Genomic DNA, 19,392 nt, shown 5'->3' with positions numbered 1-19,392 from the left:
TACGGAGACACCCGTAATGGCGACAGGAATGAAACCCCCTTGTTTTACTCCTCGGAATCAACACATGACGCCCTAGTGATTCGAGGAATCCTCCAGGGAGCTCCCCTCTCCGGAAGGGGCGCCCCCATCCGAGCCAACCGGCATTGCGATTCGGAATCGCAGATTCTGAATACGTGTACGGCGACAGGTCGCGATAGTAGGTCACGATGGCCTCTTGCTTCCCAAGCAAGCCGCCCAATGCACCCTGCCCATGCCTGGACGCAGGAGACCGGACAGCGACGTTCTGGCGTCCACAGTAGTGGATGCACTGTGTACCACCAGGTCCGGAGTGACTGGATGAAGCTGGTAATTCCTTACCCACTCCCCCGGACCGTAGACCCGGGTGGGCAAAACCGAGGGATCTCCCACCTCCACTCGGAAACCGGTGTAATCACTGATCGTGCGCCCCTTTTCCCCGTACACAGCCAGAGAGGTATTTTCGGGAATTCTCGTCCAGCCGTCCCTCAACGACCAGTCACCATGCCCGGCGAAAACTTCCTCATTATCGGGACGCCCGCTAGAGCGGGAGAGGCTTGATCCCTCATCACTGCCACGACTCGCCTTGCCGGCGCCGCCGTCTCCGCTGCTGCCACCCTTGCTCCGTGAGGAACCACCGGCCGAGCCACCAGGTTTCCCGGAACCTGCCTTACCACCGGCGGAGCTCTTGTGGGTGGCCGAAGTGGAAGCAACCTTCGGAGCCGAATCAGCCTGAGCCCGCTTCTGAACCGGGTTACCGGTTTTCTTGGTCTCGTTGACCGCTTTGTTGCTGGTTGTCTGTTTCTTCTCCGCCGCCTTCTTCTTCGCGGCCTGTGCCGCCTTCTTGGCCTTCTCAATCGCCGCCTTCTTCGCGGCGATCGCCTTCCTCTCCGCAGCTCTGGCCGCGGCGATCACCTTTTCGGCCTTCTTCTTGGCCCTGTTGAGTGCCTGGATAGCCTTGGCTGTACGGTGTACGGCCTTGATTGCGGACGGAAGGCGGCCGAGCTTTCCCACAGGAGTCGCACTGATAACGAGACTGATGCAGGATTTCACGCTCCCCCCGAAGCAGCCCAAAGCATCATCCTTACCGATGAGTCCACCCAGTTGATCCCAGGCAACTGACAGGATCACCGAGGTGATGCTCGTTCCCATGGTCGACTTCGCCTGGGACACCTGTGCAGCTGTCAGCCCCGCCCCCGCCAGGGCCGCGGCCATCTCAGAGGCCGTCAGGGAGACCGCCAGACCCGTCGGGTCAGAGAGCGTGACCGGGTTGTTGTGGGCGTAGGCGTACCCGTTGGCCTGCAGCGGGTCCGCGAGGTCCAGCACCGGGTCCGCCGACAGGAAGCGTCCGACGGCCGGGTCGTACATGCGGGCGCCCAGCTGCGTGTAGCCGGAGGCGTCGTCCGGGGACACGCCCAGGAAGCCGGCCCGGTTGCGCGGACCGGTCCCGGAGGCGGCGGCGCCGCGCTCGTTGCCGAACGGGTCCTGCTTGCGGACCCGCACGGGCATCCCGTCGGTCATGGCGACCTCGGCATAGGTACTGCCCTGGTGGTCACCGACCTCCGCGGCCAGTGTGCTGGTCGTCTGGTAGCCGTACTGGTGCCGCAGCACGCTGCCGCCGGGGGCGGCGTAATTGCGCTGGGTGGAGACCAGCTTGCCGGCCGCCTGCGTGGTGACCTCGGTCTCCGCCAGGTGCAGCGTGGCCTGCTTGCCCTGCACCGTCAGCAGACGGCTGCCGTCCGGACCGTAGATGTACCGGGTCTCGTTCTGTGCCTCCCACTTCTGCGCGGCAGAACCGGCCGCGCAGGTGGTGAGGACGGTGGAGGCGCTGTTGGCTGTGGAGCCGTCCTGGACCGCGACGCACAGGCCGGTGGCGACGTGCACCAGCTGGCCCGACGCGTTGCGCTTGATCTTCTGGCCGGCGGAGCCGTCGCACGCGTTGATCCGCATACCGGCTCCCGCGCCGGCCGCGGCCGGCGCGACGCACCACGTGTCGCCGTGGAAGGTCAGCGTGCCCAGGTTCGGATCGGACTGCCCCGGCTCCACCTGGAACGACCACTTCTGGGAGGCCGCTCCGTTGCAGGAGTACAGATTGACCGGCCGGTTCTCCTCCGGCTTGCCGCCGTTCAGGTCGAGGCACTTGCCGCCGAGGCCGACGTAGGAGGTCTTGCCGCCGCTGCCCTGGCCGGTGAGGCGCTCCACCTGGCCGTCCCAGGTCCACCTGATGTCCTGGGTGTCGCCGTTCCCCAGCGACGTGACCTGCTTGGTCGCGCCCGTGAGCTCGTAGAGCCGCTCAGCCTCGGCCGTGACCTGGGCACCGGACGGGGCGGTGTACTTCTTGGTGACCTTGGTCAGGGTGTGCGGCTGGGAGCCGTCCGCCTTCCCGTAGCCGTACGTCGTCACCGTGTCCTTGGCGGTGGCGCCGGTGAGGTCCTTCTCGGTGAGCTTCGTCCGGTTGCCCAGCAGGTCGTACTCGTAACGCTGCCAGTAGCCGGAGTCGTCCGGGCCGGCCGTCACGTTGAGCGTGCCGCCCGGCTTGACCGGGCCGCCGGCGCAGCTGCCGAGGTCGGCGGAGGTCCACGCCTCGGTCAGCTGACCGATCGGGTCATAGGTGAAGCACTGGCGTTCCTGGATGCCGGTCGAACGCTCCCGGATGCCGGTGACGTTGCCCGCGTCGTCGTACCAGTAGGAGCGGTGGGAGGCGAGCTTGCCGGCGACGAGGGAGGTGTCGCCGTTCTGCTCCCGGTACACCTGCTGGTCGGTGAGGGCGCCGGAGGCGTCGTCGAAATTCGACAGCGCCCACACCCGGTGCGGCTGGGCGCCCAGCGTGGCGCGCAGCAGCTGGCCGTACGGGGAGTACCTGGCCTCGGAGCCGTACCAGTCCTTGCCGGAGACGGAGAGCGGGAGCCCGTCCTCGTTGTAGCGGACGACGAGCTTCTCGCTGTCGAACGCCCCCGCCGCGGGGAGGGTGGCGTCCAGCAGCAGCCCGGTGTCGCTGTAGTTGTACGTGGAGGTGTAGGACTTCCGCAGGCCCCAGGTGGTGGCGAGGGCGTCCGGCAGGGACAGCGTGGTGGAGCGCGGCTGGTAGTCGGCGGTGTATCCGCCGACCGACATCGTGTACTCCTGGCCGTCCGTGACGCGGACGGCGGTGGCCGGCAGGCCCTTGCCGCCGGGCGCGGTGTCGTACGTGCTCCGGGTGAGCAGGTCGCCGGTGGAGCCGTCGAGGCGCTGCTCGGTGGGACGGGACAGCTCGTCGTACTTGGTCCAGACGGTGACCCCGCGGGCGTCGGTCGTGGTGACGGGGCGGTCGCGGTGGTCGTACGTCGTGGTGGTGGTACCGGCGTCCGGGTCGGTGGCGGAGACCATCCGGCCGCGTCCGTCGTACTTCCAGGTCCAGCTCCGCTTGGGGTTCTGCGCGCTGTACGCCTTCGCCAGCCGGCCGTGGTCGTCGAACTGGTACTTCACCGAGGTGTACTCGGTCCGTTCGGCGTCGGTGAAGGTGTCGACCTGGGTCGTGCGGCCCATCGAGTCGGACCGGACCCGGTAGGAGGCGGCTCCGGAGGGGTTGATGACCGTGGACCAGTCGGCACCGTACTCGTAGCGGGTGGCGCGAGCCGGCATCTCGCTGCCGTTGAGAATCGGCAGCTCGGTCAGCACGCGGCCGAGGCCGTCGTAGGTGTAACGGGTCGCGTTCGGTACGACGGTGTCGGCGAGCGGGGTGAAGAGCCGGCCGCTCGGCGTACCGGTGGCCAGGTAGGCGTTGTTCGTCTGCCAGACCTCGCCCGAGCTGTTGTACAGCGTGTCGGTGATCAGCCGCCCGCTGCCCGTCGCTTCCTCCTGCGACTGGCGTTCGCGGCCCAGGCCGTCGTAGATCGTGACGGAGGTCTCTGTTCGATCCTTGTGCCCGCGGCTCCTGGTGACGACGTAGGGCGGGAACCGGTCTTCCTCTCCCGGGTCGTTCTTCGAGATGTGGTACTCGGCGGCGAAGTCCGGCACCGCGGACGACGCGGGGTCACGGCCGGGTGCCCATGCCTCGACGATCCGGCCCAGCGCGTCGAACACGAACCGGGTGACGTGCTTGTTCGCGTCGGTGCTCGTGGTCGCGGTGGAGCGGCCGGGCTCGATCTCCTGGATGGAGCTGTGGCCCAGGGAGTTCGTCTCGGTGACGCCGAACGTCTGGCCGTTGGTCATCGCGTAGGACGTGGTGGACGACTTACCGTCCGGGTCGGTGGTCTTCACCACCCGGCCCAGGGAGTCGAACGCGACCGTGCCGTCGGACTGGAAGCCGGACCCGTCCGCCTTCAGCGACCAGGTCTGGGTGACCAGGCCCCGGGTGGATTCGCCGAGCGAGGCGCCGTACCCACCACCGTCGTACGCGGTGCGCGAACCGGAGGCGAGCGAGGCGAGGTCGGTGAAGTTCGCCGAGGAGCAGGAGGTGGCGGAGCTCAGCGTCTGCTTGGTCAAACCGATGAGGTTCTTGTCCGTGCGGTGGACGTAGGACAGGTCGGTGCAGGAGACGTCCCCGAGGAGGCCGGGGTCGGCCGCGTCCTCCAGCGTCTCGATCCGGACCGGCAGGCCGTACGTGGACTCGTAGGTGGTCTTCGTCTCCGAGGTGTGGACGGTTCCCTGGCCGTCCTTGCTGTAGGCCAGCTGACGGGGCTCGGTGACCCGCCATGCCTTCAGCGGGTCGAGACCGTCGCCCCGGGTGCGGGATGCCAGTTCGGTGGCCTCGGGAACCGTGACGGACCGGGTCTTCCAGGCGGTGTCGGCGTCGGTGGCCTCGGCGTAGGTGAGTTCCTCGGCTATGCGGCCGGCGAACGGCTCACGGTCGTACGCGATGTGCGCGCCGGTGATGTCCTTGACCGCCACGTCGTCGCCCATGCCGCGGAAGAACCGGGTGACGGCCTTGGTCCGCTTGCTGCCGATCGCCTTGTCGTCGGCGCCGGTGATGACGGTGGTCCGGTCGAAGCCCGCGAAACGCGAGTAGGTACGCGTGGACTTCTTGGTGAACTCCTGGTCGGCCATCTTCCAGCCGGCCGTGCCGTAGGTGTACTTGGTGCTGGTCGAGTAGGCACCGGCGACGTTGGGGAGTTCCTCGACTTCGTGGACCACGTACTTGTGGAACCAGTCGATGTCCTCCTTCTCCGGGTCCGGGTGCCAGAAGACGGGGTAGCACAGGCGCGTGTTGCTCTTCAGGGCGGCCTTGTCCGACTTGCCGGGCAGGTCCTGGCCGGTGGCGCACTGTCCCGCGGGCTGCTTGTAGCTGACGACGGTCTCGCCGCCGTATTCGTTGATCACCCGGCCGATGCGCAGGCGGGAGAAGCCCGGTCGCGGGTCGTCGGCGCCCCGCATCACGCGGTTCGGCATGTCGTCCACGTTGGCTTCGAACCGGACCGGGTTCAGCTGCACCTTCGCGTCGGTCTCCCCGTTGCGGGCGTAGCCGGTACGGGTGATGGTCTCCAGCCACAGCGCGGTGTTCGGGCCGGTCCGCAGGAAGGGGAAGGACTGTTTCAACTGGTAGCGGTCCACCAGCTGGCGCTCGGTGGTGTCGGTGCGCCGTTGCGCGAAGGTCCGGATCGAGTCGAGGCGCTTGGTGGACCAGAACGACGGTGCGGCGTTCCAGCACATCTTGCCCGCGGTGCAGCGCAGGTCGGCCGGGGTGTCGTACCAGATGCGGTACTTGCCCGGGTCCTTGGACGTGAAGTTGGCCTGGCTGCAAGTGAGGGAGCCTTCGGCATAACACCGTTCGTCTACCTCGAAGGCGACGCGGCCGGGAGCCGGCGCGGAGAAGAGGGTGTCCTTGCGCTGGCCGTAGTCGATGTGCAGGAGGTAGCCGTCGCGGTCGTACGCGACCGGAGCCTTCCAGTTGAAGTTCCGGGCGTAGTAGTTGGCGTCCTTCTTCCACCACAGGGACATCGCGTTGCCGTGGAGGTCTTCGACGTAGTCGAGGTTCCACCGCCACGCCTGCTTGCACTCGGAGCCCTTCCAGTCACCGGCCTTGTAGCAGGGCTCGTCCGCGTGGTTGCCGAACACCGGGACGGTCAGGGTGGAGTTGGTGACCGGCTTGCCCGTGGTCCAGCCCGGCAGGCGGTTCAGGCCGAAGTGGTACTTGGTGCCGTCTCGGGTGGTGACGATCCAGTACTCGCCGTCGGCGTCCTTGTTGTCCTTGGACGTGTCCTTGACGACCTGGACGCGGGAGCCGTCGCCGTTGGCGGTGAACCACTTCTTCTGGTCGGTGTCCCACACCAGTTCGGTCGTGGTTCCGCCGAGCGTCAGGGTCGCGTTGTCCGAGCCCCAGCACAGGTCACCCGTCTTGTGAGTGGCGTTGTTGGCGCCCGCCTTCTTGGCGTCCTGGCGGCAGGAGGCGTAGCTCCGGGTGATGGAGCCGGCGTTGTAGTCCCAGCCGTCACCGATCCAGGATGCCTGGTTGTTGGTGGCCGATGTGCGGCCGTCCACCGACTGGGAGGAGTACGAGAGGGCCACTTGGGGAGTCAGGCCGCCCGCCGCTTCGGGCACCTGCACCTGGTAGCCGTAGGTGAAGGCCCCGGAGGACGATCCGGCCGCCCAGGAGCCGGACGACTGGAGCGGAGTGGCCGTGAAGTCACCGGCCGCCGAGGCTCCGGTGTCCAGCACGCCGACGGCGCGGGAGCCGGTCTCCCCGGACGCGGCCGCCCGCATGGCGCCGGATGCCTCGGGAGCGGCGCCGGAGCCCAGGAGTTCGGACACCGGCACCGAGGCGGAGACCACCCTGCGGGTCCGCAAGGTCTCGCCCTGCTTCTCCGCGGCGGCGAGCAGCTTGGCGGTGGCCTTCGGGCGGACCACCTCGATCTCGCTGGCCAGCGGTTGCGCCGAGGCCGTCGCGCCGTCCGCCGGTTCCGCCGACTCGTCGGGAGCGCAATCGCCTTCGGTGGGCGCGTCGACCACGCAGTTGGGCAGCAGGACGACGCCGAACCGGTCGGCGGCCTGGGGGCCGTACAGGTCGGCGAACGAGGTGTAGTCGACCCCGACGGTGACCTCGGCCTCCGGGTCGGCGGTGGCCGGCGGGGTGATCTCCATCAACAGCCCGTCGACCTCGGCGGCCTGCGAGTCCTCCGGTGCCTTCAGGTCGACGGTCCACTCACCCGCCAGCGCCGCCGGATCACCTTCCTCGGGTACGCCGAGCGAGATCGTCGGTACGTTCTCCACCGGGACCGTCTGCCCCGGCTGCACGTCCGTCAGATCGGCGGTGCCCACGCCCGGCGACCACTCCTCCACCGCCTGCGGGGCATAGGGAGTGGTGTCCTGCTCGGGCGCGGTCGTCAGGTGCTTCTCCGCGCTGTCGTCCTGGTCCGTCCGCGTGCTCTCCGGCAGGTCGGGGAGCTGGACCGCCATTTCCTGACGGGGCTTCGGCGGGAGGGCAACGGCCTCCAGCGTCAGACTCCCCCAGGTGAGCGCCGACGCCAACGAGACGACCACGGCCGTACGGAGATGCCGGCGTCTCCGTCGGCTTCTTCCGGACAAGGCCGGTCGGCGGGGCTCCCACCAGGACCCCGGACCTGCTGCACGCATGCGTCGACTCCCACCTCGGGCATAGGACGGCGGACATTGGGAACGCCAAGCAGCGCCCCGATGTGGGCGCGCGCGCCGGGAATCTTCACAGGAAATACAAAGAATGATCAAGACACGGAGCGTGACTGACACGCGTCACCTGTGACTCTCACCACAGTCGAAATGGATCTTGAACCTCCCCAACCAACCGAAGGGGATCTTTCCCTCACGGCACACCACTCCGGAGCGATTCACCCCGGATGGCCGCGGGGTGGCGACCGACCCCCTCCCTCACACCTGCCACGCTGCGTGTTGATCACGAACCCATAAGTTTTTACTTCTGGATGGTTGACCGGATCGCATGCGATCGTGCGGGCGCCTGTACCCGCACTCGTCGGGGACGGGATTCCGACATAGCAACACGCCCATCCGTCCGGTCCCCTCGGAGAACCCCGTGACCGTGCCACGCCCGCTCAGACCGTTCGTGCGCAGCCGCACACGGCTGTCCGTCACCCTCGGCCTGCTCGTGGCCGCGCTCACCGCGTCCCTGCTCCCGCTGCTCACCGGCTGGCCCGGCGGCGGGAACGCCTCGCCCCGGTCCGGAGGGGCCGGCACGAAGGCGTCGCAGGCCGGAGACCATCCACGCACCGAGGCGGAAGCCATCGACGCGGCCCGCCGCACCGGCAAGAAGGTCCTCGTCGAGGCGGCCACCACCGCCACCACGCTCACCTGGGCGCTGCCCGGCGGAAAGATGCGCCAGCAGATCCACGCCACCCCGCAACGGGCGAGGAACGCCGACGGCGAGTGGGCCCCGATCGACACGACGCTGCGCCGCACCGAGGACGGCATCGCCCCGGCGAACGCGGTGACACCGGTCCGCTTCGCGGCCGGAAGCCGAACCGAGCGAGCCGACCGCGGCTTCCGCCGGGACACGCCCGCAGCCGGGGAGAGCATCCTGGCCGAGGTCGAGCTGGAGGGCCACACCGTGGCCTACACCTGGCCCGGACCGCTGCCCGTACCAGTGCTCGACGGCCCCCGGGCTCTGTACCAGGAGGTCTTCCCGGGCGTCGATCTGCTGCTGGTCGCCCGCGAGGAGGGCGGCCTCGCCCAACTGCTCATCGTCAAGACGCCCGAGGCCGCGCGGAACGAGGAGCTGAAGACCCTCACCTTCGGTCTGCGGTCCGCGACCGCGCGGTTCGAGCACAACTCCACGACCGACACCCTCCGCGTGCTCGACTCGAAGAAGGGCCGGGAGATAGGTTCCGTGCCGACCCCATTCGCCTGGGACTCCTCGGGCCGCGACCCCGAACTGGAGCCGGGCGCCGAGGCGCACACCGCCACCGCTACCAGTGACGATGTCCTGGCACTGTCCGGTCTGGGCGGTATCGAGCCCGGTGCGCAGAGCAGCCTGCTGCGGACCGCTGTCCACGAGGACGACAACGGTGTGCGACTCGCTCTGGACGTGGCCGGCACCGGCCTGCTGCAGAACGACGCCGTGCGCTACCCGCTGTTCATCGACCCGTCGATCATGCCGCCCGCGAAGTCCTGGACCGTCGCCTACAAGCCGTACCCGAACTCCAGTTTCTACAACGGCACCAACTTCAGCTCCGGCACCTCGGACGCCCGCGTCGGTTACGAGAGCGACACCAAGGGACTGGCACGCTCGTTCTGGGCGATGAACTTCTCCAGCGTCCTCAAGGGCGCTGACATCACCTCGGCGACGTTCAAGGTGCTCAACAACCACGCGTGGTCGTGCGAGGTCCGGCAGTTCCACCTCTACCGCACCGGGGCCATCTCCTCCGGCACCACCTGGAACAAGCAGCCGAGCTGGTCGTCGCTGCTGCAGTCCCAGTCATTCGCCCACGGCTACAACAGCTCCTGCTCGGACGACTACGTCAAGTGGAACGTGCGGGCCGGGGCCCAGTACGCGGCCGACAACGGCGCCTCGACCCTCACGCTCGGCATGCGGGCCAACACCGAGACCAGCGTCTACACCTGGCGCAAGTTCCACGCCGAGTCGGCCGTCCTGGAGGTGGACTACAACCGCAAGCCCAAGGAGCCGACCGGCGGCACCACCACTCCGGGCGGCGCCTGTCTGGCCGCTCCGGCCAGCCGGGCCGTCGCCAAGACGAACATCGTGCTGTCGGCGACCGCGACCGACCCTGACGGCAACCTCTCCAAGCTGCGCTTCCGCTGGTGGAAGTCGGGTGCCACCGCCCCCGCCGGCACCCTGGTCACCCCCAACAGCAGCGGCAAGGCGACGCTGACGATCCCCTCCAGCAGCCTCGCCGACAAGACCACCTACAAGTGGGACGTCCGGTCGGAGGACAGCGCGGGCGCGGTCTCGACCTACTTCCCGCCCGGCGACCAGCCCTGTCAGTTCACCGTGGACGGCTCCGCGCCACCCTCCCCCGACGTGGCCAGCGTGGACTTCCCCGAGGCCACGCCGGACGGTCTGACCTGGTCCGAGAAGAAGTTCGGCACGCCCGGGGTCTTCACCTTCAGCTCGCCCGGTGCCGTGAAGTTCTCCTACACCCTCACGGGGGCCGACTACATCGACAAGGCTGCCACCGCCGCCACGGACGAGGGCGGCAACCCCGTCGGCGTACTGACCCTCACCCTGGCCCCGCCCACCGCCGGGCCGAACAGCATGCGCGTCTACGCCTACGACGCGGTCGGCAACAAGTCGAAGGAGTCCACCGACTACACCTTCTACGTTCCGCCGCGGGACACCGAGGACGCTCCGGGCGACCTCAGCGGTGACGGGCGCGCCGACCTGCTCACCATCAACCCGAGCGGCGATCTCCGTTCCTACCCCGGCCTGTCCGGCGGCGAGCTCTACACCTCGCTCGCGGCCGGCTACACCTCCGACGGGAGCCTCAATCCCACCGGGCACTGGTACGACCTCGCCACCGGCAAGGCCGCGCTGATCACCCACTACGCCGACGCGTACCCGGGCGACGGTGTCACCGACCTGTTCGCCCGCACCCCGGACGGTGGGTTCTGGCTCTACCCCGGCGACGGCTACGGGAGCTTCGACGTCGGCAAGCGCATGGAGGTCCGGCTGCCCGCCGGCGCCCCCGACCCGGCGAGCTGGGTCCAGCTCAAGGCCGTCGGCGATGTCACCGGCGACCGCCGTCCCGAGGTGTTCCTGCGCACCGGTGACGCCTTCTGGGTGCTGCTCGGCTACACCGGGGGCACCTTCCAGGAAGCGGTCCAGCTGAGCGCCACCGCGTGGGAGCCGCGTGACATCGTCAACGTCGCCGACATCGACCTGGACGGCACCCCCGACCTCCTGTGGCGGAACACGTCCAACGGGAACATGTACATCCGGCACGGCAAGGCCGGCGCGGTCTCCGGCGGCGTGGACCTGAACTCCCTGAAGACGGCCGCCGCCTCCCGCGAGGGGAAGGACACCTCGTACGGCACGGGGTGGACCGGCGCCAAGATCGACATCGCGATGGGCATCCCGGACGTCAACGGCGACCGCATCCCCGACATCTGGGCACGGTTCACCGCCGATGGATCGGTGAAGGTCTACCACCCGTCCGCCACCAATACGAACCCCGCGGCGAAGACCGTGATCTACGGCGGATGGGAGAACGTCAGGGCCTTCGGCTGACCCCGTCCCCCACGTGACCGAGCCCACCCTCCGCGTACCGGCGTCGCCCGCGACAATGTAGGCGTGATCACTTCGCCGACACGGGGTACGAGCCGACGCGCCGAGCATGCGGCGACGCCGTACGTGGATCTCTCGCGGGCGGAGTGGAGCGCGCTGCGCGAGCGGACGCCGCTGCCGTTGAGCGCCGAGGAGGTCGAGCGGCTGCGCGGGCTCGGGGACGTCATCGACCTCGACGAGGTGCGGGACGTCTACCTGCCGCTGTCCCGGTTGCTGAACCTGTACGTGCAGGCCACCTCCGGGCTGCGCGGGGCGCTCAACACCTTCCTCGGGGACGCCGGGAACGGGCAGGGCGCGCAGCGCGGGACGCCGTTCGTCATAGGGGTCGCGGGCAGCGTCGCCGTGGGCAAGTCCACCACCGCGCGCATCCTCCAGGCGCTGCTGGCGCGCTGGCCGGAGCACCCCCGGGTGGAGCTGGTGACCACCGACGGGTTCCTGCTGCCGATGAAGGAGCTCCGGGCGCGCGGCCTGATGTCGCGCAAGGGGTTCCCGGAGTCGTACGACCGCCGCGCCCTCACCCGTTTCGTCGCCGACATCAAGGCCGGCAAGGACGAGGTGACCGCCCCCGTCTACTCGCACCTGATCTACGACATCGTGCCCGGCGAGCGGCTCACCGTGCGGCGGCCGGACATCCTGATCGTCGAGGGGCTCAACGTCCTGCAGCCCGCCCTCCCCGGCAAGGACGGCCGCACCAGGGTCGGGCTCGCCGACTACTTCGACTTCAGCGTGTACGTGGACGCCCGGACGGAGGACATCGAGTCCTGGTACCTCAACCGCTTCCGCAAGCTGCGCGCGACGGCGTTCCAGGACCCGTCCTCGTACTTCCGGAAGTACACCCAGGTCTCCGAGGCGGAGGCGATGGAGTACGCGGCCACCATGTGGCGGACCATCAACCGGCCGAATCTCGTGGAGAACGTGGCGCCGACCCGCGGACGTGCCACGCTGGTGCTGCGCAAGGGGCCCGACCACAAGGTCCAGCGGCTGTCGCTGCGCAAGCTCTGACCCCTGGGTCCGGCTCCTGGAAGGGTGTTCCGTGCTGCATCTGCGCCTGATCGTGCCCGCCGACCGGACGGACGAGGTGATGCGCCTGCTGGACGGGACGCCCGGCACCGCCCATCTCGCCGTGCTGCCCGGCGTCGCCCGCGAGCCGTCCGGCGACGTGGTGCTGTGCGACGTGGCGCGCGAGGCGGGCGACGAGCTGATCGGGGCGCTGCGGCGGCTCGGCGTCGACCGGTTCGGCGCGATCACGGTGAACGCCCTGGACCTCACGCTCTCCGCCTGTGCCGAGCGGGCCGAGGAGGAGGCGCCCGGCGAGGGCGCGGACGCGGTGCTGTGGGAGGAGCTGTCCGAGGCGACCCACGAGGAGTCCACGTTCAGCATCACCTACCTGGCGTTCCTCGCCGTCGCCACGATGCTCGCGGCCTGCGGTGTGATGCTCGACAACGCGATCCTGATCGTCGGCGCGATGGCGGTCGGCCCCGAGTTCGGGCCGCTGGCCGGCATCTCCACGGCCCTGGTGCAGCGCGCCCCGCACCTGGTGTGGCGCTCGCTGTCGGCGCTGGTCGGCGGGTTCGCGGCGGCCATGGCGCTGACCGCGGGCTTCTCCTGGCTGATGGACCTGCTCGGGCTGTTCGACGCGGCCATGATCAAGGCGGACCGGCCCAACACCTCGTTCGTCTGGCAGCCGGACTGGCTGTCGTTCGTCGTGGCGTTCCTGGCGGGCATCGCGGGCACGCTCTCGCTCACCTCGGCGAAGTCGGGTGCGCTGATCGGCGTCGCGATCTCCGTGACGACCGTGCCGGCCGCCGCCAACGCGGCGGTGGCGTTCAGCTACAGCGACTACGCCCAGATGTCCGGCTCGGCGCGCCAGCTCGCGGAGAACCTCGGCGGCATCGTCCTCGCCGGCACGCTGACGCTGCTCGCGCAGAAGGTGCTGTGGCGCGCGGCCCAGCGCCGTCAGCGTGCCCAGGAGCCTCCCGAGGCGGCGAAGGGCGGCGGCTCGCGGTGACGGACCGGCAGGATCGGGGCCGTCCGGACTGCCGAAACCCGCACAAGCACCGGACGCCGGACCGCTGACACGATGCGGGCATGGCCGAACCAGGGGAAGTGATCTGCCGCGTTCCCGCGCGGAACGTGTCGTGGTGGGGTACGGGGGTCTGCGCGGTCGCGGCGGTCGTGGCCGCGCTGCTCGTGTGGCAGCGGCCGGACATCCTCGGTGTCGCGTTCTGGCTGTGCGCGGTGATCGCGCTGATGGGGCCGATCTTCCTGTACCTGGCCACGGCCCGGCTCACCGCGGACGCGTACGGGCTGCGCTCCCGGACCCTGCTGCGCCGCCGCACGGTGCCGTGGTCCCGCGTCGCCGATCTGCGCCGGGACATCCAGAACGGCCGCAACCACGACATCCACCGCGTCAGCGTGCTGCTGGACGACGGGCGGTCCTTCCGGCTGCCGCTGCCGATGAGCGGCGAGGACCTTGCGAGGTTCGACGCGGAGCTGGCGTCGCTGCGTGCCCTGCACCGCCGTCACGGCACCCCCGCGTCGGACGGGGAGGCGCCCGTCATCACGCCCCGCGCGGCGGGGCGCCGGCCCGTCGTCGCCTGGATTCTGTGTGCGGTGCTGCTCGTCGCCTCGGCCGTCGCCGCCTCGTACGTGGCGGACGCCGCGTCGCAGCAGCGCGCCTGGCGGGCGGCCGTGCCCTGCACCGACGCCACCCCGGCCGCCGAACGCCGCGCGTGCCTGACGACGCTCTCCGGGGTGATCGAGCGGACGTACGTCAACGAGGGCCGGGGCAACAGCTGGCTGTACTTCACCGGGGACCGGCCCCTGCACCGGCTCTCGGTCTCGTCGCACGACGCCGCCTCGTTCCGCGCGGGCGAAAAGGTCGAGCTGGTGTTCTGGCGCGGCCGGCCGCGTACGGTGACCGGCGAGCGGCACGTGTGGCGCGACCACCTCACCGGCCCCGGCGAGATCGCCGTCTTCTCCGCCGTCTGCGCGCTCGGCGCCGGGTACGCGGGGTCGCGGCTGCTGATCCGCAGGCGGGCGCGCCGGCTGCGGGACGACGAGCTGCTGCCCTCGTCCCTGCCGTTCGCGGGCGCGTTCGTCGCGACGGCCGCCTGGCTGCTGCCGCTGTGCGCGCTGCACCCCATGGACCCGCTGGGCTCGCCCGGCACCGTGTCCTGGGCGGCGGCGGGGACGGCGGTCACCGGGGCCGCGCTCGTCCTGGCCTGGCGCGCCACCCGGGTCCGGGCCCCCGGACAGGCCCCCGCCGCCGTCCCCCCGGACGGGCGCGACCACTTCCTGCCCGCCCGCTTCCTGGAGCACACCGCGTACAACCCGCACCTGTACGGCACCCACGTCGTCATCGGCGGCGGTCCGCCCGCCGTGACCCCGCACCCCGGTCCCGGCCGCTTCGCCGCCCGGCGCATCCCGGCCGAACGCCTCACCGTGGTGGACGTCCGGCGGGCCCGGGGCGGCGACGGGGACACTGTCCCCCGCGACTGGCACATCGCCGAGCTCGACGACGCCGGGGAGCCGGTCCGGCTGGCCGCCTCCCCCGGCGACCTGGCCCGCATCCTGGACGCGCTGGAGCGGGAGCGCGCCGAAGGGGACCGCACGCCCGGGGACACGGCGGCGCCCCGGCCGTAGGACGACCGGGGCGCCGGACCGGGCGGAGGCCCAGGGACGGGGGTGGCGCTCAGCCTCAGCCCGGCGCCGCCCGGGGTGGCGCTCAGCCCAGCGCCGACTTCACCACGTCCGCCAGGCGGCCGGCCACCGCGCCGGCCTGCTCGATGTCCGCGGCCTCGACCATGACCCGCACCAGCGGCTCCGTGCCCGAGGGGCGCAGCAGGACGCGGCCGGTGGCGCCCAGTTCGCGCTCGGCCTGCGCGACGGCGGCGCCCACCTCCTGCGAGGTGTGCACGCGGGACTTGTCCACGTCCGGGACGTTGATGAGGACCTGCGGCAGCCGCTCCATGACGTCGGCCAGCTCCGCGAGCGGGCGGCCCGTCGCGGCGACCCGGGCGGCCAGCATCAGGCCGGTCAGGGTGCCGTCGCCGGTCGTGGCGTGGTCCAGGACGATGACGTGGCCGGACTGCTCGCCGCCCAGCGCGTAGCCCTCGGCCTTCATCGACTCCAGGACGTAGCGGTCGCCGACGGCGGTCTGGACGAGCTGGATGCCCTCGCGCTCCATGGCGAGCTTGAACCCGAGGTTCGACATCACGGTGGCGACGACGGTGTCCCGGCGCAGCTGTCCGGCCTCGCGCATGGCGAGGGCCAGCACGGCGAGGATCTGGTCGCCGTCGACCTCGCGGCCCGAGGCGTCCACGGCCAGGCAGCGGTCGGCGTCGCCGTCGTGCGCGATGCCGAGGTCCGCGCCGTGCTCGACGACGGCGGCGCGGAGCATCTCCAGATGGGTGGAGCCGCAGCCGTCGTTGATGTTCAGCCCGTCGGGGGCGGCGCCGATCGTGATGACCTCGGCCCCGGCGCGGGCGAACGCCTCGGGCGAGACGCGGGCGGCGGCGCCGTGCGCCTCGTCCAGGACGACCTTGAGGCCGTCGAGCCGGTTCGGCAGGACGGCGATGAGGTGGGCGACGTACCGGTCGAAGCCCTCCACGTAGTCGGTGACGCGGCCGACGCCGGCGCCGGTGGGCCGGGACCAGGGCGCGCCGGTGCGGTGCTGCTCGTACACCGCCTCGATGCGGTCCTCCAGCTCGTCGGCGAGCTTGTGGCCGCCGCGGGCGAAGAACTTGACACCGTTGTCCGGCATGGCGTTGTGGCTGGCGGAGAGCATGACCCCGAGGTCCGCGCCCAGCGAGCCGGTCAGGTAGGCCACCGCCGGGGTCGGCAGCACGCCGACGCGCAGGACGTCCACGCCCGCGCTCGCGAGGCCGGCCACGACGGCCGCCTCCAGGAACTCTCCGGACGCGCGCGGGTCACGGCCCACCACGGCCGTGGGCCGATGGCCCTCGAAAGTGCCCGCCTCGGCCAGTACGTGCGCCGCCGCCACCGAAAGGCCGAGCGCGAGCTCGGCCGTCAGGTCCGCATTGGCGACGCCACGCACGCCGTCCGTGCCGAAGAGTCGTCCCACTGGTGTCCTCCGAAAGTGCTCCGAAACGCAAAAATCAGATCAAGCAACCAACAAGCCTATGAACGCCTTATGTCGTTATATGCCCGAGGATGTCGATAAACGAACGCCCCGGCAGCACGGGGTGTGCCGCCGGGGCGTTCCTGTAACGCGGGTGAGCAGGCGGTTTAGCGCTTGCTGTACTGCGGGGCCTTGCGGGCCTTCTTGAGACCGGCCTTCTTGCGCTCGACCGCACGGTCGTCGCGGGAGAGGAAGCCGGCCTTCTTCAGGGTCGGACGGTTGTTGTCCACGTCCGCCTCGTTCAGCGCGCGGGCGACACCGAGGCGCAGGGCACCGGCCTGACCCGAGACGCCGCCACCCGCGATACGGGCGATGACGTCGTAACGGCCGTCCAGCTCGAGCACCTTGAAGGGCTCGTTGACTTCCTGCTGGTGCACCTTGTTGGGGAAGTAGCTCTCCAGGGTGCGACCGTTGATCTTCCACTTGCCGGTGCCGGGGACGATCCGGACACGGGCGATGGCGTTCTTGCGGCGGCCCAGGCCGGCGGCGGGCTGCGGGTCGCCGAAGCGGCCCGCGAGCGACTCGGAGGTGTACTCACCCTCGACGGGGACCTCCGACTCGAAGGTGGTCACCTCGGCGTAGGTCTCCTCGCCGTCGGTGCCCTCGACGGTGTCAACAGTGGTCTCGGCCACGATTCTCCTCAGATCTTTCTTTATGTCTTGGGGGGAGGCCGGAACTACTGCGCGACCTGGGTGATCTCGTACGGGACCGGCTGCTGCGCAGCGTGCGGGTGCTGGTCGCCCGCGTAGACCTTCAGCTTCGAGATCATCTGACGGCCCAGGGAGTTCTTGGGGATCATGCCCTTGATGGCCTTCTCGACGGCCTTCTCCGGGTTGTTCGCCAGGAGGTCGTCGTAACGCACCGAGCGCAGACCGCCCGGGAAGCCGGAGTGGCGGTAGGCCATCTTCTGGGTGCGCTTGTTGCCGGACAGGTGAACCTTGTCGGCGTTGATGATGATGACGAAGTCGCCCATGTCCATGTGGGGGGCGTAGATCGCCTTGTGCTTGCCTCGGAGGAGGTTCGCAGCCGTGGTGGCGAGACGGCCCAGGACGACGTCCTGCGCGTCAATGATGTGCCACTGGCGGGTCACATCGCCGGGCTTGGGGCTGTACGTACGCACTTCGTAGCCTTCGCTTCTTCAGTGGATGGGGTCCAGACACACGACACCTCTGAAGCGATCATGCAGCTGGGGCGCACAATGCCGGGACGATGCCCGTATGCGAGCCACTGGTAACTGCTCCAGAGAACTTACGTACGGGCTTCTCGCATCCAAACGACACTGCCCATACGCATAACAGTCCTCGACCCTACCCGCATCGCCCCGGACGGGTCAAAACGCGCCCCCGCGCCCCCCTCACCGGCGCCCCCTCACCGCGCCCGCTCGACCCGCCGCTCGTCCCACACCGGCTCCGAGGTCTCCCGGACGACGCCGTCCGAGCCGAAGACCAGGTAGCGGTCGAAGCTCTTCGCGAACCAGCGGTCGTGCGTCACCGCGAGCACCGTGCCCTCGTACGCCTCCAGACCGTCCTGCAGCGCCTCCGCCGACTCCAGGTCCAGGTTGTCCGTCGGCTCGTCGAGGAGCAGCGCGGTCGTGCCGGACAGCTCCAGGAGCAGGATCTGGAACCGGGCCTGCTGGCCGCCCGACAGCTTCTCGAACGCCTGGTCCCCCTGCCGCTCCAGCTCGTAGCGGCGCAGCACGGACATCGCCCCGCCCCGGTCCTTGGCGTGCTCGGTCCACAGGATGTCCACCAGCGTGCGGCCCAGCAGCTCCGGGTGCGCGTGGGTCTGCGCGAAGTGGCCGGGGACCACCCGCGCGCCGAGCTTCCACTCCCCCGTGTGCGCGACGGGCTCGCCCGCGAGCAGCCGCAGGAAGTGGGACTTGCCGGACCCGTTGGAGCCGAGGACGGCGACCCGTTCCCCGTAGAAGACCTCCAGGTCGAACGGCTTCATCAGGCCGGTCAGTTCCAGCCCGGCGCAGGTCACCGCCCGCACCCCGGTCCGGCCGCCGCGCAGCCGCATCCGGATGTCCTGCTCGCGCGGCGGCTCCGGCGGCGGGCCCGCCTCCTCGAACTTGCGGAACCGGGTCTGCATCGCGTGGTAGCGGCTGGCCATGTCGGGGCTGATCGCGGCCTGCTGGCGCAGCCGGTGCACGAGGGCCTTGAGCCGCTTGTGCTCCTCCTCCCAGCGGCGCAGCAGCTCCTCGAAGCGGGCGAACCGCTCCTTGCGGGCCTGGTGGTAGGTGTCGAAGCCGCCGCCGTGCACCCAGACGTCGCTGCCGGCCGGGCCGGGCTCCACGCTGACGATCTTCTGCGCGGCGCGGGAGAGCAGCTCCCGGTCGTGGGAGACGAACAGGACCGTCTTGCGGGTCTCCTTGAGCCGCTCCTCCAGCCACCGCTTGCCGGGGACGTCCAGGTAGTTGTCCGGCTCGTCGAGCAGCAGCACCTCGTCGGGCCCGCGCAGCAGCGCCTCCAGCACGAGCCGCTTCTGCTCGCCGCCGGAGAGCGTGCGCACCTCCCGCCACTGCGCCTTCTCGTACGGGACGCCGAGGGCGGCCATGGTGCACATGTCCCACAGGGTCTCGGCCTCGTAGCCGCGCGCCTCCGCCCAGTCGCTCAGCGCCTGCGCGTACGCCATCTGCGCGGCCTCGTCGTCCACGGTGAGGATGCGCTCCTCGGCGCGGTCCACGGCGAGCGCGGCCTCCCGGATGCGGGGCTGGGCGACGGAGACCAGCAGGTCGCGGACCGTGCGCTCGTCGCGCACCGAGCCGACGAACTGCCGCATCACGCCGAGCCCGCCGCTCACCGAGACGGAGCCGCCGTGCGGCTGGAGCTCCCCGGCGAGCAGCCGCAGGAGCGTGGTCTTGCCGGCGCCGTTCGCGCCCACCAGCGCGACGACGGCCCCGTCGGCCACCCGGAACGAGGCGTCGCCGAGCAGCACCCGCCCGTCCGGAAGGTAGTACTCAAGGTGGCCCGCTTCGAGATGTCCCATGCACAGCATTGTCACGGGCACCACGGGGTTGGCCCAACCG

Annotated in this window: 9 protein-coding genes; 4 read left to right on the top strand and 5 right to left on the bottom strand. The window is 70.2% G+C overall.

Going from position 1 to position 19,392, the window contains the following annotated elements; all coding sequences use genetic code 11:
• Nucleotides 1-201 precede the first annotated feature (201 nt).
• Nucleotides 202-7,386, bottom strand: a complete 7,185-nt coding sequence (locus MHW47_RS06990) for a ricin-type beta-trefoil lectin domain protein (RefSeq protein ID WP_239221758.1) — start codon at nucleotides 7,384-7,386, stop codon at nucleotides 202-204.
• A 610-nt stretch (nucleotides 7,387-7,996) separates the two neighbouring features.
• Between MHW47_RS06990 and MHW47_RS06985 the strand changes: the two genes are divergently transcribed.
• The 4 genes from MHW47_RS06985 to MHW47_RS06970 all read left to right on the top strand — a co-directional run bounded on the left by MHW47_RS06985 (nucleotide 7,997) and on the right by MHW47_RS06970 (nucleotide 14,866).
• Nucleotides 7,997-11,164 (top strand): FG-GAP-like repeat-containing protein, encoded by a 3,168-nt coding sequence (locus tag MHW47_RS06985; protein ID WP_239221748.1) that lies wholly within the window; start codon nucleotides 7,997-7,999, stop codon nucleotides 11,162-11,164.
• Between the two features lie 63 nt (nucleotides 11,165-11,227).
• Nucleotides 11,228-12,223, top strand: coding sequence for a type I pantothenate kinase (coaA, locus tag MHW47_RS06980; RefSeq protein WP_239221747.1), 996 nt, complete (start codon nucleotides 11,228-11,230; stop codon nucleotides 12,221-12,223).
• A gap of 31 nt (nucleotides 12,224-12,254) precedes the next feature.
• Nucleotides 12,255-13,229 (top strand): DUF389 domain-containing protein, encoded by a 975-nt coding sequence (locus MHW47_RS06975; RefSeq protein ID WP_239221746.1) that lies wholly within the window; start codon nucleotides 12,255-12,257, stop codon nucleotides 13,227-13,229.
• Nucleotides 13,230-13,309: 80 nt separating this feature from the next.
• Nucleotides 13,310-14,866: a PH domain-containing protein gene (locus tag MHW47_RS06970; protein WP_239221745.1), complete on the top strand. Its 1,557-nt coding sequence runs from the start codon at nucleotides 13,310-13,312 to the stop codon at nucleotides 14,864-14,866.
• Between the two features lie 82 nt (nucleotides 14,867-14,948).
• Here the strand turns inward: MHW47_RS06970 and glmM are convergent, their stop codons facing one another.
• The 4 genes from glmM to MHW47_RS06950 all read right to left on the bottom strand — a co-directional run bounded on the left by glmM (nucleotide 14,949) and on the right by MHW47_RS06950 (nucleotide 19,361).
• On the bottom strand, nucleotides 14,949-16,307 hold the full coding sequence (gene glmM / locus MHW47_RS06965) for a phosphoglucosamine mutase (RefSeq protein ID WP_239221744.1): 1,359 nt from the start codon (nucleotides 16,305-16,307) through the stop codon (nucleotides 14,949-14,951).
• Between the two features lie 164 nt (nucleotides 16,308-16,471).
• Complete coding sequence (gene rpsI, locus MHW47_RS06960; RefSeq protein WP_239221743.1) at nucleotides 16,472-16,996, bottom strand: 30S ribosomal protein S9; 525 nt, start codon at nucleotides 16,994-16,996, stop codon at nucleotides 16,472-16,474.
• 44 nt (nucleotides 16,997-17,040) lie between these two features.
• Nucleotides 17,041-17,484 (bottom strand): 50S ribosomal protein L13, encoded by a 444-nt coding sequence (gene rplM / locus MHW47_RS06955; RefSeq protein ID WP_018101206.1) that lies wholly within the window; start codon nucleotides 17,482-17,484, stop codon nucleotides 17,041-17,043.
• 248 nt (nucleotides 17,485-17,732) lie between these two features.
• A complete protein-coding gene (locus MHW47_RS06950) occupies nucleotides 17,733-19,361 on the bottom strand; it encodes an ABC-F family ATP-binding cassette domain-containing protein (protein ID WP_239221757.1) in 1,629 nt (542 codons plus the stop codon).
• Between the last annotated feature and the right edge of the window lie 31 nt (nucleotides 19,362-19,392).

This window comes from Streptomyces sp. OfavH-34-F, assembly GCF_022347745.1.
GTDB lineage: Bacteria > Actinomycetota > Actinomycetes > Streptomycetales > Streptomycetaceae > Streptomyces.
The sequence above is the reverse complement of the archived record's forward strand: the minus strand, read 5'-3'. Positions and strand labels throughout refer to the sequence as shown.